This window comes from Paraburkholderia sp. SARCC-3016, assembly GCF_031119615.1.
In the GTDB taxonomy this organism is placed as follows: domain Bacteria; phylum Pseudomonadota; class Gammaproteobacteria; order Burkholderiales; family Burkholderiaceae; genus Paraburkholderia.
In genome coordinates this window covers 207862-224313 of the sequence record NZ_JAVHZD010000008.1, presented here as the reverse complement: position 1 = coordinate 224313, position 16452 = coordinate 207862, and the positions used below count along the sequence as shown (strand labels likewise).

Below are 16452 nucleotides of genomic sequence, written 5' to 3'. Positions count from 1 at the left end.
CCGACCATTTCCGCAGGAGGTGCGGCCTATGACGACGCCCGATCTCGTTCAGCGCAGCAGCGCATTGCCGCCCGGTACGGACGGACCGCAGCCGATCGGCGGCGGTCCGACGCCGCCGGCCCAGCCTCGATCGGCGCGCCGCCGCTCGCTTGCATCGCGGATGAGACTGTCCACCGGCGGCTGGATCGGCTTCGGCATGGTGTGCCTCGCGCTGTTCGTCGCGGCGTTCGCGCCGTTGATTGCGCCGCACGAGGTTGGCTCGATTGTCACAAACGACGTGTTCGCGGGTTTTAGTGCAAAGCTGCCGCTCGGCTCGGACTATCTCGGCCGCGACATGCTGAGCCGCATCATTTACGGCATGCGGCTGACCGTGTCGCTGGCGCTCGCGGCGGCGCTGTTGGCCGCCGTAACCGGCACCACGCTCGGTCTGCTCGCCGCCGTCGCAGGGCGTGCGATCGATGAAACGATGAGCCGCCTGCTCGATGCGATCACGTCGATTCCTTCGAAGATGTTCGCGCTGATGATCGTGGCCGCGTTCGGCTCTTCGTTGACGCTGCTGATCCTGACAGCCGCGATCAGCTACATGCCGGGCTCCTACCGGATTGCGCGTTCACTGGCGGTCAATATCGGCCAGCTCGAATACGTGCAGGTGGCGCGGGCGCGCGGTGAAAGCGCGCTTTATATCGCGTGCGTCGAAATGTTGCCGAACATGCTGCATCCGATGCTGACCGATACCGGCTTGCGCTTCACGTTCGTCGTGCTGCTGCTGAGCGGCCTGAGCTTCCTCGGCCTAGGTGTGCAGCCGCCGTTCGCGGATCTCGGTTCGCTGGTGCGTGAAAACATCGCAGGGCTCGGCGATGGCGCGCCGGTCGTGATCGTGCCGGCGCTCGCGATCGCCATGCTGACGGTCGGCGTCAATCTGTTGATCGATGGTCTGCCGCATCGTGGTGACAAGAGCAAGGCGGCACGCAGCGCCGACGGAGGTCATTGATGAAAATGAAACTGAAGACGAAGCCGGCCACGCAGATCGGTTCAGCCTCGCGCAACCTCGTTGAAGTGCGCGGGCTGCGCGTGGTCGGCAGCCGTCCGGGCGAGCCGGATACCACGATCGTGCACGACATCGATTTCGACGTGGCGCGCGGCGAAGTCCTCGCGCTGATCGGCGAATCAGGCTCGGGCAAGACCACCATCGCCTTGTCGCTGATGGGACATGCGCGCAGCGGTTGCCGGATCGCGGGCGGTTCGATCCGGGTCGGCGAAACGGACGTGCGCGCGCTGTCGCCGAAGGGGCTCGCCTCGTTGCGCGGACGCACGGTCGCGTATATCGCGCAGAGCGCGGCGGCCGCATTCAACCCGTCCCGGGCCATTCTCGACCAGGTGATCGAGAGTGCGCTGATTCACGGCACGCTGAGCAAGCGCGCTGCACAGGCCAAGGCCATCGAGCTGTTTCGCGCACTTGCGTTGCCGGAGCCGGACACGATCGGCAAGCGCTATCCGCACCAGGTCTCGGGCGGGCAGTTGCAACGTCTGATGGCTGCCATGGCGCTGATCACCGATCCTGAACTCGTGATTCTCGATGAGCCGACCACGGCACTCGATGTCACGACGCAGATCGATGTGCTGATGGCATTCAAGCGCGTCATCAAGCAGTGCGGAATGACAGCGGTGTATGTGTCGCACGACCTGGCCGTGGTCGCGCAGATGGCCGATCGCATCCTCGTGCTGAGCGACGGCGCGGTTCGCGAGGCAGGCGAGACCGAACAGATCCTGCATGCGCCAGCGCATCCGTACACGCAGAGCCTGATTGCGGCGGTAACGCCGGATCGCGTATCGAACCCTTGCGACGCGCACAGCGTCGCCGTCGAGGACGCGCGTCAGATGGCCCGTGCCTCGACGCCCCTGCTCGAAGTGCGCCGCATGATGGCCGGGTATGGCCGGCGCAGCGCGAAAGGCTGGCCGGCCAGGCTGATCCTGAACGACGTCGATCTGAAGATCGGCCGCGGTCAGACAGTCGGTGTAATCGGCGAATCGGGCTCGGGCAAGACCACGCTCGCAAAGGTGATCGCCGGCCTCGTGACGCCGTCCGGCGGCAACTTGCTGCTGGACGGAGACCCGCTCGCGGGCGACCTGAACAAACGTACGAAAGAGCAACTCCGCCGCATCCAGATTGTGTTTCAGAACGCCGATACCGCATTGAATCCGGTGCACTCCGTGGAACGCACACTGGCGCGGCCGCTTGCGTTCTATCACGGCATGAGGGGTGCGCGCGCCAAGGCACGCGCCGCGGAACTGCTGGAACTGGTGCGGCTGCCGGCGTCGGTGGCATCGCGCTGTACCGCCGAGCTGTCGGGCGGCCAGAAGCAGCGCGTGAATCTCGCGCGTGCGCTCGCGGCCGAACCCGACCTGATCCTGTGCGACGAAGTCACCTCGGCACTCGATACGGTCGTAGGTGCAGCGATCCTCGATCTGCTGCGCGATCTGCAGAAGAAGCTCGGCGTTTCGTATCTGTTCATTACCCATGACATCGCCAAGGTCCGTGCCATCAGCGACGACATCGTCGTGCTGTACGCGGGTCATCGCGTCGAGACGGGCAATTGCGCCGCGCTCTCGGCGCCGCCGTTCCATCCTTATTCGCATCTGCTGGTGTCGTCGGCGCCGCAGTTGCGCGCGGGCTGGCTCGACGGAGCGAGCGAACGCTGTCACCGCGAACTTGCGCCGATCGGTCCGTCGAACGACAACCCGGAGCTGTGCACGTTCGTTTCGCGCTGTTCGATGCGCATCGACGGGGTGTGCAACCAGACGACGCCTTCGCTGCGCACGCTCGAAAACGGCGCACAGGTGCTATGCCATCGCAGCGAAGCCGATCTGATCCGCTTCCAGGCGCCGCTCGAATCGCTGTCGCTGGAACACGTAGAGCGCGCCTGATGATGGAGATTGCGGCGCAGCGAGCAAGGCCCGGCGTGCATTGGCCCAGCGATCGAACCGTCCGGCACAAGCCGCAAGCGTAACGAAACGTTATTCACGCAGGTCCTGAAGCACGGCTTCAGGGCGTGCTGCCTGTCGTCCGGTGAAATCGGGTTCGCCGGGCTTACGTCGAAAAGGAACCTTCATGGGCATGAGAATCGGGGTGGACATCGGCGGCTCGTTTGCCGATTTTGCCGTGCTGAACGACGCGACCGGCGAGCTGAAGACGCTCAAGGTCTTTTCGCGGCCCGACAGTCCGGGCAGCGAAGTGCTGCGCGGGATGGAGCAGCTTGCCGAACGCTATGGCATCGCGCCGCGCGACGTCGACTACTTCACGCATGGCACGACGGTTGGCGTGAACGCCGTCGTGCAGCGCAAGGGCCTGCGTCTCGGTCTGATCACGACGCGCCACTTCGAGGACGTGCTCGATCTCGCGCGCCTCAAGGGTCCGGACATGTACAACCTGCTGTCGAAGCGTCCCGTGCCGCTGGTGCCGCGCGAGCGCGTGTTCGGCGTGGTCGAACGGATGACGGCGGAGGGTCTGGTCGAAACGCCGGTCGACGAAGCGAGCGTGCTCGAAGCTGCCGCGAGTCTGCAACGTGCCGGCTGCGAAGGTGCCGTCGTGTCGCTGCTGCATTCGTATCGCAATCCGGCGCACGAGCACGCAGTGAAGGCGATTGTGGAGCGCGCGCTACCCGGCTTTTTCGTGTCGTGTTCAAGCGACGTGTGGCCGATCATCCGCGAATATGAACGCACCTCGACTGCGGTGATCGGCGGCTATGTGCAGCCGAAGGTCTCGCACTATCTCAGTTCGTTGCAACGCGCACTGGTCGAAACCGGCGTCCCCGCCGACATGAAGGTCACCAAGTCGAACGGCGGCGTGATGAGCGCGGAAGCAGGCAAGACCAACTGCGTGCAGATGATCCTGTCCGGCACCGCGTCCGGCGTGATCGGTGCGGCGTACGTGGCGCGGCAAAGCGGTCTGAAGCAGTGCATGAGCCTCGACATCGGCGGCACGACAGCCGACGTTGCGCTGATCGTCGATGGCGAGCCGCAATATGCGAGCGGCGAATATATCGGCGACTTCCAGATTCATATTCCATCGGTTTCGGTATCGTCGATCGGCGACGGCGGCGGCTCGATTGCATGGGTCGACGACTTCGGCGTGCTGAAGGTCGGCCCGGAAAGCGCGGGCTCGAACCCGGGCCCGGTCTGCTACGGTCGCGGCGGCACGCGCGCCACGATCACCGATGCGTTCGTCGTGCTCGGTGTGATCGGCAACGCGAGCCTCGGCTACAACTCGGTGAAGGTCGATCGCGACGCAGCGCACCGCGCGGTCGAGGTGCTTGCCAACCGGCTTGGCAGCAGCGTCCACAGGACCGCGGAGGCGATCGTCAACGTTGCGGTGTCGGGTATGTATGCAGGCGTGAGCCGCATCGTGTCGCGTTTCGGCATCGATCCACGCACTTTTTCGCTGCTGCCGTTCGGCGGTGCGGGACCGATGCTCGCGTGCTACTTCGCCCGCGCGATCGGCATGGAAGAGATCGTCGTGCCGACCGCGCCGGGTGTATTGAGCGCGCTTGGCGGCCTGATCGCGGACACCCGCAACGACTTCGTCAAGACGACCTATTACGACCTCGATAGCGCGTCGATGGCGCGTCTGGCCGACGACATACGTGCTCTGGAGACATCGGCACACGACTGGATGACCGGCCAGACCGGCGACGCCAGCGCGGCGCGCGTCGTCGTATCGGCGGATATGCGCTACAAGGGCCAGTCGTTCGAAATCGATACGCCGCTCGAGATCGGCTGGCTGATCGCCCAGGATCTCGACGCGGTGCGTGAAGCGTTTCATCGCGAGCACGAACGGTTATATGGTCATCGCGACGCGTCGGCCCGTGTTCAGGCGGTCGCGCTGCGTCTCGTGATTACCGCCGCGACGCCCAAGCCGAAGCTGCAAGCCATCGGATCGAGCGATCAGCCGCCGACGCCGTCGGGCACGATCCGCGTTTTCATGGACGATGCATTCCACGATGCCGGGCTTTATCACCGCGCCGACCTCAAGGCCGGTCAGCAGATCGACGGGCCCGCGGTGATCGCGCAGGACGATTGCACGACGAGCGTGCTGCCCGGTTATCGCGGCCGTGTCGATGAATACGGCAATCTGGTCTTTACGGTCGTCAACTGATTTCGGACGGAGCATCGCAATGCAATTCGACAAGGCAGTGCTGCAGATTTTCGCCAACTATTGCGTGGCCGCAGCCGAGAGCATGGCGTACACGCTGGTGCGTACCGCGCACTCGACGTTCGTCAAGGAAACCGAGGATTTCTCCTGCGCGATCATGACGCCGCAAGGCCTGACGTTCGCTTCGCCCAAGACGCTCGGCGCGACGTGGTATGTCGGTCTCGATTACAGTCCGGTGATCGCGATGATCGATCGCTACGAGCCTGGCGACATCTGCATGACCAACGACTCGTATAGCGGTTTCGTCGCCACCCACACGCCCGACATCCTGATCTGGAAACCGGTGTATTACGGTGGCGAGATCGTCTGTTTCGTCGGCGGTCATATTCACAACACCGATATGGGCGGCGCGGTACCGGCATCGCTGTCGCGTACCTTGACGGAAATCGAACAGGAAGGGATTCGTTTTCCGCCCTGCAAGATCGTGCGCGCCGGGGTGTTCGACGATTCGATCGTGAAGATCATGGCGGCGAACGTGCGTGTGCCCGGTCAGAATATCGGCGACCTGCACGCGCAACTGGCGTCGCTGCATACCGGCGAGCGGCGAGTGCTGGAGATCATCGAACGTTTCGGCATCGATGGCTTCAAGGCAGGCATGGGCGCGCTGCTCGACTATTCGGAAGAGCAGGCGCGCACGGTGTTGCGCGGCATTCCGGACGGCGACTATTTCTTCGCCGAATACGCCGACGAAGATTCGGTGCGCGGCAAGCCGATGCGCGTCGCGCTCACGGTGCGGATCAAGGGCGATTCGGTGGAGATGGATTACACCGGCAGCGATCCGCAATTGCAGTCGTCGCTGAACATACCGACTGGCGGCCGGGAGCGCCATGCACTTGCGCTGGTCGGCTTTGTCTATGTGCTGTACACACTGAATCCCGACATCCTGCTCAATACGGGCATGCTGCGCGTGGCGCGTTGCATCCTCCCCGAAGGGACCGTGGTCAACGCGACGAAACCTGCGGCGGTCGGCATGCGCAGCCTGACGTGCAAGCTGTTGCATCTGCTGACGTTCGGCGCGTTTTCGCAAGCGGTGCCCGACCGGCTCGGTGCATGCCCGGCCGGCGGTCTGTCGATCCTGAGCGTGAAGACGCTGGACCGCCATGGCGCGACCGTCATGGCGTCGATCGGACCGATCGGCGGCGGCGCAGGCGGCAGTCCGTCGGACGATGGCGAAGACGGCTCGGGCGCCAACAATGCGTTCCTGCGCAACACGCCGGTCGAGATCAACGAAACCGAGGTGCCGATCCGCATCACCCGATATGGCGTAGCGCCCGGCTCGGGCGGTGCGGGCCAGTATCGCGGCGGTCAGGGCCTCGTGATGGAATTCAAGGTGTTTTCGCCGAATACGCTCGTGACCGCGCGCAACCGAGATCGCACGCGTTTCGCGTCGTGGGGCATCCGCGGCGGACACGCCGGCGGCAACGCGCGCTTCACGCGCAATCCGGATACGCCGAATGCGGAAGAACTCGATAACAACGATCTGGTCGTCTGCATGCCGGGCGATGTGATCCGGCTCGTCGGCGCGGGCGCGGGAGGGTACGGACGGCCAACCGATCGCGATCCGCAGAAGGTGCGCGAGGACGTGTTGCGCGGCTATGTGAGCGTTGCCGAAGCGCGCGACGTCTACGGCGTGGCGTTCGACGGCGACGCGTTGGATAGCACACGAACGCAACAGTTGCGCGATGAAGCGCGGGCGCGGCTTGGGGTATCGGTGCCGCCTGCATTTTCGTTCGGTCCGTATCGCGAGGCGTTCGAGGCGAAGTGGACTCGCGAACGCTATGCCGCGTTGACCGCGATCCTCGCAGACGTGCCGGTGCAGTGGCGCTACTTCATCAAGCACCGTCTGTTCGAGGCGCTCGACAAGCGGATTGCGTCCGGGCCGGCGCTCATGGAAGAGGGCGGCGGCGAGATCGTGCGCGCGATGTTCGCGGATCTGCGTCGCGAGTATCCGCAGTTGAACGCGATGTGAAGGCGCTATGACACGACATGTCACGACATGACACGACGTGGCGCGGCGCGGCGAACGGCACACGGGCGACTCGCAGCGTGGCCTCCTGCACCGTGAGCATGCGCCTACGCCGTGACATCCCTTTTTCCTGACCGGAACGTACCAGATGGATAGCTTCGACCCCACTCGAGTCAGCGTGCGCAGCGCGCATTTCATCGGCGGACAGTATGTCGACGGCGACGGCGCACTCGATGTCACACGGCCTTCGGACGGCGTGCGCTACGCGGCCTTGCCGCTCGCTGACGCAGCGCTCGTCGATCGCGCGGTGGAAGACGCATGGCGCGCGTTCAAGACCAGCGACTGGACGCGCCGTGCGCCACGCGAGCGGGCGCGCACCATGCGACGCTGGGCCGACCTGATCGAAGCCGACGTGGCGAGCCTTGCGCCGCTCGAAGCGCTCGGCTCGACGCGCCCGATCGCCGATGCGGCGCGCTGGGACATTCCCTTCACCGCCGAAGGCATCCGCTTCTACAGCGAATTGGCCGACCGGATCGGCGGCGAGGTCGCCGCGACCCGGCCCGATCACCTCGGCATGACGATTGCCGAACCTTATGGCGTGATCGCCGCGATTGCGCCTTGGAATTTTCCGCTCGTCATGGCGTCGTGGAAGATCGCACCCGCGCTCGCGGCGGGCAATGCGGTCGTGCTCAAGCCTTCGGAGCTGACGCCGTTTTCGGTGCTGCGTCTGGCTGAACTCGCGATCGAAGCCGGCATTCCGCCGGGCATCTTCAATGTCGTGCAGGGCGATGGGCGTACTACGGGCGACGCACTATGCCGTCATCCCAGGATTTCGAAAGTCACGTTCACCGGGTCGTCGCAGACCGGCGCGGCGATCATGGCGGCTTGCGCGCAGAGCGGCACCAGACCCGTGACGCTGGAACTGGGCGGCAAGAGCCCGCAACTCGTGTTTGCCGACGCGCCGGATCTCGATCGGGTGGCGCGCCGCGTCGCGGCCGCGATTGCCGGCAATGCAGGGCAGGTGTGCGTGGCGGGTTCGCGACTGATTGTCGAGCGCAGCGCTGCGCCGCCATTGATCGACGGTATCGCGCGTGCGTTCGCCGCGCTAAAGCCGGGCAAGACCTGGTCGCCGGGCACCACCTTGCCGCCGATCATCTCGGCGCCGCAACTGCAACGCATCGACGGCATCGTGCGCCGCACGCTCGATAGCGGTGCGCAGGCGGTCGCAGGCGGCGCGCGAATCGAACTGGACGGCGACGGCGCGTTCTACGCGCCGACCGTCCTGACCGGCGTGACCCCCGCATCCGAAGCGGTGCGCGAGGAGATTTTCGGGCCGGTGCTGACCGTTCAGACCTTCGATGACGACGACGAAGCGCTCGCGCTCGCCGCGCATGAAAAGTACGGTCTGGCAGCGGGTGTGCACACGGCCAGTCTAAGCCGCGCGCTGCGCATGATGCGCGGCATCGAGGCCGGTACGGTGTGGATCAACCGCTATGGGCGCACGGCCGATTTCGTGATTCCGACCGGCGGCTACAAGCAGTCGGGCATCGGCAAGGATCTGGGCCGCCAGGCATTCGAGGCGAATCTACGCTTCAAGAGCGTGCTGATCGACCTCGCGGACGGCGCGTGATATCGGTCGTGCGCGATCCCTTCTGGCCGCGCATGCTGAAGTCTTGCATTTGCGCGAGCGATACGGGTGCGCGGAACGGCCTGAAACGCCGGCCGGGACTGGACCAAACGCGCATTGAGGCCTGCCGCATAGTGTGCTGAACAGGGCTCGAAAAACGGTGGATTCTGTGCCACCGGACCCCCAATACACGGCAACTCGGCTTTTATGAGGTGATTTAATGTTTCTCAGCAAGAGACGCCGCGAACCGTTTTCTCCCTTCGCCGCACGGTGGGTGCGCTGTTGCTCAACGGCGGCGCGTCGCCGATTTTCGTTTCGCCGGCGCGGTTCGGGATCGCGCCCGTTTCCGGCTCTGGCTTGATCTTGACCGACTACAGGGACTAGACATGACGCGTTTCAAACCCAAGTACATCACGTTCGACTGCTACGGCACGCTCACTCGCTTTCGCATGGGCGACCTCGCGCGCGAGATTTTCGCCGACCGCGTTCCGGCGGAACAGATGGACCAGTTCGTCAAAGACTTCTCGGCGTACCGTCTCGACGAAGTGCTCGGCGCATGGAAACCGTATCAGGACGTCGTGAAGAACGCCGTGCGCCGTACGCTCAAGCGCTGGAACATCGAGTACATCGATGCCGAGGCGCAGAAGTTCTACGATGCCGTCCCGACCTGGGGCCCGCACGCGGACGTACCGGCAGGTCTTGCGAAAGTGGCGAAGGAAATTCCGCTCGTCATTCTGTCGAACGCAATGAACGATCAGATCCAGAGCAACGTCGACAAGCTCGGCGCGCCGTTCCACAAAGTTTTCACGGCGCAGATGGCGCAGGCGTACAAGCCGCGCATGCAGGCATTCGAATATCTGCTCGACAACCTCGGCTGCGGTCCCGAGGACATCCTGCATGTGTCGTCGAGCCTGCGCTACGACCTGATGACGGCCCATGACATGGGTATCAGGAACAAGGTGTTCGTGTCGCGCGGTCATGAACCGTCGACGCCGTTCTACGGCTATACGGAAATCAAGGACATCGGCGGTCTTCCGGGCGTGGTCGGTCTGTAAGGCCGTGCGCCGTCATGCCCTGAACACCGGCGGTTTGACCTGAACTTCGCTGAGGGAATTGGATGAAACTCGAATCGTACTGGCTGGACACGCGTCCGGCCTTCCGCGACGGTCGCGAAGGCCCGGTGGAGGGCCATGCCGACGTGGTCGTGGTCGGCGGCGGCTTCACCGGCTTGTCGGCGGCGCTCGAACTCGCGTCGCGCGGCGTTCAGGTGACCGTGCTCGAAGCCGGGCAGATCGCCAGCGAAGCGTCGGGACGCAACGGCGGCCAGTGCAATACCGGGGTGGCGCACGACTATGCGTCGCTCGCGGCGAAAATCGGTGCAACGCAGGCGAAGGCGTTCTATCGCGCGTATGAGCGTGCTGTGGCGACGGTCGATTCGATCGTCACCACGCATCAGATCGATTGCGATTTTGTCCGTACGGGCAAGCTCAAGCTGGCCGCGAAGCCCGAGCATTTCGCGAAGCTGGAAAGAACCTGCGAGCTCCTGCTGCGCGAAGTCGACCAGAATATCGAACTGATTCCGCGTGAACGTCTCTGCGACGAAGTCGGCTCCGATGGTTTTTATGGCGGCCTGCTGCAGCGTAACGGTGGGCAGATGCATATGGGCAAGTTCGGCGTCGGCCTCGCGCGGGTTGCGGTTCGGCATGGCGCGCGAATCTTCGAACAGGCGCCCGTTACACGGATGAAGCGGCTCGATGGCGAGCGCTATGAAATTACCTGTGCCCGCGGCACGATCCGTGCGGATCGCGTGCTGGTCGCAACGGGGGCATCGCAACTCGGGCCGTTCCAGTGGTTCCGCAGACGCATCGCGCCGGTGGGCAGCTTCATCGTCGTGACCGAACCGTTGCCGCCCGGGCAACTGAACCGGCTGTTCCCCACGCGCCGCGCGTATGTGACGTCGCGCCAGATCGGCAACTACTTTCGCGTGACGCCCGATAACCGGCTGCTATTCGGCGGCCGTGCCCGGTTCGCGCTGTCCAGCCCCAGTTCCGACGAAAAAAGCGGGCGGATTCTACGGGCCGGACTGGCGGCCTATTTTCCTGAACTGGCGAAGGTGCGGCTCGACTACTGCTGGGGCGGTCTCGTCGACATGACGGCTGACCGTCTGCCGCGTGCGGGCCAGCATGAAGGCCTCTTTTATTCGATGGGTTACAGCGGCCATGGCGTGCAGATGTCGGTGCACATGGGCCGGGTGATGGCCGATGTGCTGTACGGTATGGCGGCCCGTAATCCGTGGCGCGATCTCGAATGGCCGGCTATTCCCGGTCACTTCGGTCACGCGTGGTTTCTGCCGCTGGTCGGCGCGTATTACCGTCTGCAGGACATCCTGCATTGATGTCCGTGCCGACATTCGACGACATTCACGATCTGCGTCGCGGCGCCGGCGCGCACTGGGAGTCACGCGCATGAAGTCCAGATTCGTCCGACTCGCTGAAACCACGCGCGCCACCGTTTCGTTTCGGATCGACGGCGAAGCGGTCGACGGTCTCGAAGGCGACACGCTGCTCGTGGCGATGCTGTGCAACACCGATCACGTGCGGCAGTCCGAGTTCGGTCCGGAAGTGCGCGCGGGCTTTTGCATGATGGGCGCGTGCCAGGACTGCTGGGTCTGGACCGCCGATGGCCGACGGATCCGCGCCTGCACGACGGTGGTCAGCGAGGAACTCGATATCGTCACCCGACAACCGGAGCTGCAATGGCCGAGCCTCGTGTAATCGTCGTTGGTGCCGGGCCGGCCGGGATTCGCTGTGCGCAAGTGCTGGTCGCGGCGGGTCTGCGTCCGCTCGTGATCGACGAAAGCCGGCGTGACGGCGGCCAGATCTATCGCCGCCAGCCTGAACAGTTTTCGCGGCCCTATACGAAGCTCTATGGCACCGAAGCCGCGCATGCGCAGAATCTGCACGACAGCTTCGAGCGGTTGCGCGCGCAGATCGACTACTCGCCGGAGTCGCTCGCGTGGAATGTATCTGGCGGCAGGCTCTACACGGCACGCGATGGCGTCGCCAACCATCATCCGTTCGATGCGCTGATCCTGTGCCCCGGTGCAACTGACCGGCTGATGCCGGTCAAGGGTTGGCAGTTTGCCGGTACCTACAGCCTCGGCGCCTCGCAGATCGCGCTGAAGGCGCAGGCCTGCTCGATCGGCAGCAACGTGGTGTTCATGGGCTCCGGGCCGCTCCTGTATCTGGTCGCGAACCAGTACGTGCAGGCAGGCGCGAAGGTGGCCGCAGTGCTCGACACGTCGCCGTCGGGCAAGCGTCTGCGCGCGCTGCCGAAGCTGCTCGCGCGGCCCGGCGTACTGCGCAAGGGGGCAGCGCTCGTTTCGTCGCTGAAAAAGAGCGGTGTGAAGATCGAGCACGGTGTCGAGCCGGTAGAGATTCATGGGGACGCCGCGCGCGGCGTCGAATCTGTCGGCTATCGCGATAAGCGTGGCGCGTACGGGCGTATCGCCTGCGATGCCGTCGCGATCGGTTATCACCTGCGCCCTGAAACGCAGCTTGCCGATCTCGCCGGCTGCGCGTTCGAGTTCGATGCGTCGACGCGTCAGTGGTTGCCGCAACTCGACCCGATGGGCCGCAGTTCGGTCGGGCGTGTCTATCTGGCTGGGGACGGCGTACGCGTGCTCGGCGCCGATGGCGCGGAGATAGCAGGCAAGCTCGCTGCGCTTGCCGTATTGCAGGACCTCGGATATTCCGTCGATGCCTCGCAGATCGCCGCGCTCGCCCGTGAGCGCTCGAAGATGGACCGGTTTCGCGCGGGGCTTGCCCTCGCATTTCCGTGGCCGGCGCAACAGGCTGCGCGCTTGTCCGACGACACCATCGTGTGCCGTTGCGAAGGGATCAGTGCGGGCGAGTTGCGCCGCGTGATCCGCGACGAGGGCGCTCGCGAGGCGAATCGCGCGAAGGCGTTCAGCCGGGTCGGCATGGGACGCTGCCAGGGTCGCTACTGCGGCCACGCGGCCGCTGAAGTCATTGCCGATGCAGCGGGCGTGCCGCTCGAACAGGTCGGCCGGTTGCGCGGACAGGCGCCGGTCAAGCCGTTCGCGATGTCGACGGTTGCCGGTTGGCAACCCTCGGCCGAGGTTCCGGCCGCGATACCGTCGAATGCAGCCAGCAGGGTGGAGGAAGAATGAAACGGACCGATGCGGATGTCGTGATCGTCGGCGGCGGGTTCATGGGTGTCGCGGCGGCGTTCTTCCTGCGCCGGCGCGGCCGCTCGGTGGTCCTGCTGGAACGCGGCCTCGTCGGTCAGCAGGCGAGCGGCGTCAACTTCGGCAACGTCCGCCGGCAGGGCCGCTATCTGCCGCAGTTGCCGCTCGCGAACCGCTCGCGCGAAATCTGGGGGAAGCTGCCGGCGTTGATCGGTCACGATGCCGAGTTTCTGCCGACCGGTCATATTCGCGTGTGCTATCGGCAGGAACAGGACGAGGCATTCGACGTCTACGCACGCGAAGCAGCACAGTACGGGCTCAAGCTCGATCTGTACCGTGGCGCCGCGATGCGCGCGAGGTTTCCGTTTCTGGGTCCCGAGGTGCGGGCCGCGTCGCATGCCCCGATCGACGGGCACGCGAATCCTCGTCTTGCGGCACCGGCGTTCGGGCGCGCGGCGGTGAGAGCCGGTGCGCAGATCGAAGAAAACACCGAGATCGCGACGGTCGAGAAAGACGGCGATACGTTCCGCGCGACCAGCACCGACGGCCGCGTGTTCTGTGCGCCGAACCTGCTGATCACCGCCGGCGCGTGGGGCAGCCGGCTCAGCGCGCAGTTCGGCGAAGCCGTGCCGATTGCGATTCATGGCCCGCAGATGGCAGTCACCGAACCGGTGCCGTACGCCCTCACGCCGGTTGTCGGGGTGTCGTCGCCGCATATAGAAGAGGTCGTGTACTTCCGTCAGGTGAAGCGCGGCAACATCGTGATCGGCGGTTGCGCACGCGGTCCCGCATTTCTCGACGAACGTCGCGCGAAGGTGTTGCCGGAGAGCACGCTGCGGCAATTCCGCCAGGCGGCGCGGGTTGCGCCGGCGCTCTCGCGGCTGAACATCATTCGCGTGTGGAGCGGCGTCGAGGGCTACATGCCGGATGACCGGCCGATCATGGGACGCAGCGGCAAGGTGGACGGTCTGTACTATGCATTCGGTTTTTGCGGGCACGGTTTCCAGCTCGGGCCGGGCGTCGGCGACGTGATGGCCGAACTGATCGACACCGGCGCGACGCAAACCCCCATCGAGCCTTTCGCGATCGAGCGCTTCGCCGTAGAGGCAGACGCAGCGCCGATCGTCGCGTAGGGCAGACAGTTGTGGCGAAAATGCTCACGTATGCCGCAGGCGAACGTCCGATTGCTGAACCGGGGGCTCCGTCGCGCGCGGTGGCGCGAGCGGTCGCGTTCATCGAAGCATCGTTTGCGCAGCCGGTCAGTCTGGCGATGCTTGCCGCGACGGCGGGCTTGAGCGTGTCCCGGTTCGCAACGCTGTTTCGTCAGGAAGTCGGCATCTCGCCGCATCGTTATGTTTGTCTCGTGCGCGTGCGGCACGCGCAGACGCTGCTGCGCAACGGTGTGCCGCCATCGGTGGTGGCGACCGAGGTTGGGTTCTTCGACCAGAGCCATCTTGGTCGTCATTTCCGGCGCGCCGTCGGTGTGACGCCGGGAAATTATGTGGCGCGGCCCTCTCCGGGTTCTTGCTGAGTGTGCCGCGGCGGGTTTCGCCGTCGTCGGCGCAGCAATTCGTGCTGAAAAGCGTCGTTAAAACGATCGCTTGTGCTGGCGCGATGGCATCGAACGGAACACCTTCGATATTCTGGAATGTTGAAATTCGATCAGGACGAGCGCTTCTCGACCGGGCTGACCGGGTTGACCGGGACGCGGCGACAGGCAGATCGGCTCGGGTTCTAACGCCGCTGGCAGGCGTGCACGACAAGCTGCAGCACTACCGACGCACATTCCATCCCGAACGTATTGAGGAGCACTCGTATGAACGACGACGATATCAAACAGGGTGGCGTCACTCGCCGCGACATGATGCGCATGCTGGCCGCCGGCGGCATGCTGGCAAGCGGCGCGGGTGGGCTGCTGGCTGGCGCGACCAGCGCATTCGCGGCCGATGCGCCGAAGCGGGGCGGCAAGATCAGGGTCGCTTACGAATCGAGTTCGACGGCCGACACACTCGATCCCGCGAAGGGTTCGGCAGGCCCGGACTACATCCGCTTCTTTCTGTTTTACAGCGGCCTCACGCAGATGGACGAAAGCCTCACGCCGCAGATGAACCTCGCTCAATCGCTCGATACCAGCGATGCGAAGACGTGGGTCCTCAAGCTGCGCAAAGGCGTGACGTTTACGGACGGCAAGGCGCTCGGGCCGGCTGACGTCGTGTATTCGCTGCTGCGTCACAAGAACCCGGCGACGGGATCGAAGGTCAAGACACTGGCTGACCAGTTCGCCGACGTCAAGGCGACCGGTCCCGACGAAGTGACGATCACGCTGACCGTGCCGAATGCCGACCTGCCGGTCATTCTCGCGACGCCGCAGCTCGTGATCATCAAGGACGGCACGACCGATTTCACGAGTGCGGTCGGCACCGGCCCGTACAGGCTGAAATCGTTCAAGCCCGGGGTGTCGACGATCGGCGTGCGCAACGACGGCTTCTGGAAGCCGGGAAAACCGTATCTCGATCAGGTGGAACTGATCGGGATCAGCGACGACGCCGCGCGCGTCAATGCGCTGCTGTCGGGCGACGTGCATCTGATCAGTGCCGTCGACCCGCGCGCGACGCAACGGGTGGCATCGACGGCCGGCTATGCGGTCAAGGAAACGAAGTCCGGGTTGTACACCGACCTCATCATGCGGCGCGATCACCCGCTGACCGGCAATCCGGATTTCGTGCTCGGCATGAAGTATCTGTTCGATCGCGAACAGATCCGCACGGCGATCTTTCGCGGCTACGCGGTGATCGGCAACGATCAGCCGATTCCGCCGGGCCATCGCTACTTCAATGCATCGCTCCCGCAGCGTCCCTATGATCTCGATAAGGCAAAGTTCCATCTGCAAAAGGCCGGTGCAATCGGGACGCCGATCCCGCCGATCTATGCAACCTCGGATGCCAATGGTTCGATCGAGATGGCGGTGCTCATGCAGCAGTCGGCGCAGAAGATCGGCGTGAATCTCACCGTGAACCGCGTGCCGCCCGATGGCTACTGGTCGAATCACTGGATGAAGCATCCGTTGGGATTCGGCAGCATCAATCCGCGTCCGAGCGCCGACGTGCTGTTCACGCAATTCTTCAAAAGCGACGCGCCGTGGAACGAATCGGGCTGGAGCAATCCGAAATTCGATCAACTGCTGATCGCCGCGCGTGCCGAAATCGACGACGCGAAACGCAAGCAGATGTACGGCGAGATGCAGGTGATCGTCAGCAACGAAGGCGGCATCGGCATCCCGTCTTTCATCAGTCTGCTCGACGGCTACGACAAGCGCCTGCGGGGCCTGGGGTCGATCCCGACCGGCGGCCTGATGGGATTCTGCTTTGGCGAGTACGTCTGGTGGCAGGGCTGACGTTGTGGCGTACCGCAGCAGACCGTTGTCGACGGTCTGCTGCGGA

12 protein-coding genes are annotated in these 16452 nt (G+C 64.6%); all 12 read left to right on the top strand.

Annotated features, from left to right (window positions below):
* Positions 1–28 precede the first annotated feature (28 nt).
* The 12 genes from QYH69_RS10790 (at position 29) to QYH69_RS10735 (ending at position 16406) form a co-directional block, all read left to right on the top strand.
* Positions 29–991: an ABC transporter permease gene (locus QYH69_RS10790; RefSeq protein ID WP_308831844.1), complete on the top strand. Its 963-nt coding sequence runs from the start codon at positions 29–31 to the stop codon at positions 989–991.
* Positions 991–2925 (top strand): ABC transporter ATP-binding protein, encoded by a 1935-nt coding sequence (locus tag QYH69_RS10785; protein ID WP_308831843.1) that lies wholly within the window; start codon positions 991–993, stop codon positions 2923–2925. Before QYH69_RS10790 ends, QYH69_RS10785 begins: the two co-directional genes overlap by 1 nt.
* Positions 2926–3109: 184 nt before the next feature.
* Entirely contained in the window at positions 3110–5152 is a 2043-nt protein-coding gene (locus tag QYH69_RS10780) for a hydantoinase/oxoprolinase family protein (RefSeq protein WP_308831842.1), read from the top strand.
* Between the two features lie 19 nt (positions 5153–5171).
* Positions 5172–7178, top strand: a complete 2007-nt coding sequence (locus tag QYH69_RS10775) for a hydantoinase B/oxoprolinase family protein (RefSeq protein WP_308831841.1) — start codon at positions 5172–5174, stop codon at positions 7176–7178.
* 145 nt (positions 7179–7323) lie between these two features.
* The gene (locus tag QYH69_RS10770) at positions 7324–8805 is read left to right on the top strand and encodes an aldehyde dehydrogenase family protein (protein WP_308831840.1); all 1482 of its coding nucleotides are present in this window, start codon (positions 7324–7326) and stop codon (positions 8803–8805) included.
* Between the two features lie 383 nt (positions 8806–9188).
* Positions 9189–9857: a haloacid dehalogenase type II gene (locus QYH69_RS10765; RefSeq protein ID WP_308831839.1), complete on the top strand. Its 669-nt coding sequence runs from the start codon at positions 9189–9191 to the stop codon at positions 9855–9857.
* A gap of 62 nt (positions 9858–9919) precedes the next feature.
* Entirely contained in the window at positions 9920–11197 is a 1278-nt protein-coding gene (locus QYH69_RS10760; RefSeq protein WP_075156936.1) for an FAD-binding oxidoreductase, read from the top strand.
* Positions 11198–11267: 70 nt separating this feature from the next.
* The gene (locus QYH69_RS10755) at positions 11268–11576 is read left to right on the top strand and encodes a (2Fe-2S)-binding protein (RefSeq protein ID WP_308831837.1); all 309 of its coding nucleotides are present in this window, start codon (positions 11268–11270) and stop codon (positions 11574–11576) included.
* Entirely contained in the window at positions 11558–12994 is a 1437-nt protein-coding gene (locus QYH69_RS10750; protein ID WP_308831836.1) for an FAD/NAD(P)-binding oxidoreductase, read from the top strand. Before QYH69_RS10755 ends, QYH69_RS10750 begins: the two co-directional genes overlap by 19 nt.
* Positions 12991–14145 carry an FAD-dependent oxidoreductase gene (locus QYH69_RS10745; RefSeq protein ID WP_308831835.1) on the top strand — a complete coding sequence of 385 codons (1155 nt, stop codon included), beginning with the start codon at positions 12991–12993 and terminating at the stop codon, positions 14143–14145. The genes QYH69_RS10750 and QYH69_RS10745 overlap by 4 nt, the downstream gene beginning before the upstream one ends.
* Before the next feature lie 20 nt (positions 14146–14165).
* Positions 14166–14543 carry an AraC family transcriptional regulator gene (locus QYH69_RS10740; RefSeq protein WP_308831834.1) on the top strand — a complete coding sequence of 126 codons (378 nt, stop codon included), beginning with the start codon at positions 14166–14168 and terminating at the stop codon, positions 14541–14543.
* A gap of 285 nt (positions 14544–14828) precedes the next feature.
* Positions 14829–16406, top strand: coding sequence for an ABC transporter substrate-binding protein (locus QYH69_RS10735; RefSeq protein WP_308831833.1), 1578 nt, complete (start codon positions 14829–14831; stop codon positions 16404–16406).
* Positions 16407–16452: the final 46 nt, after the last annotated feature.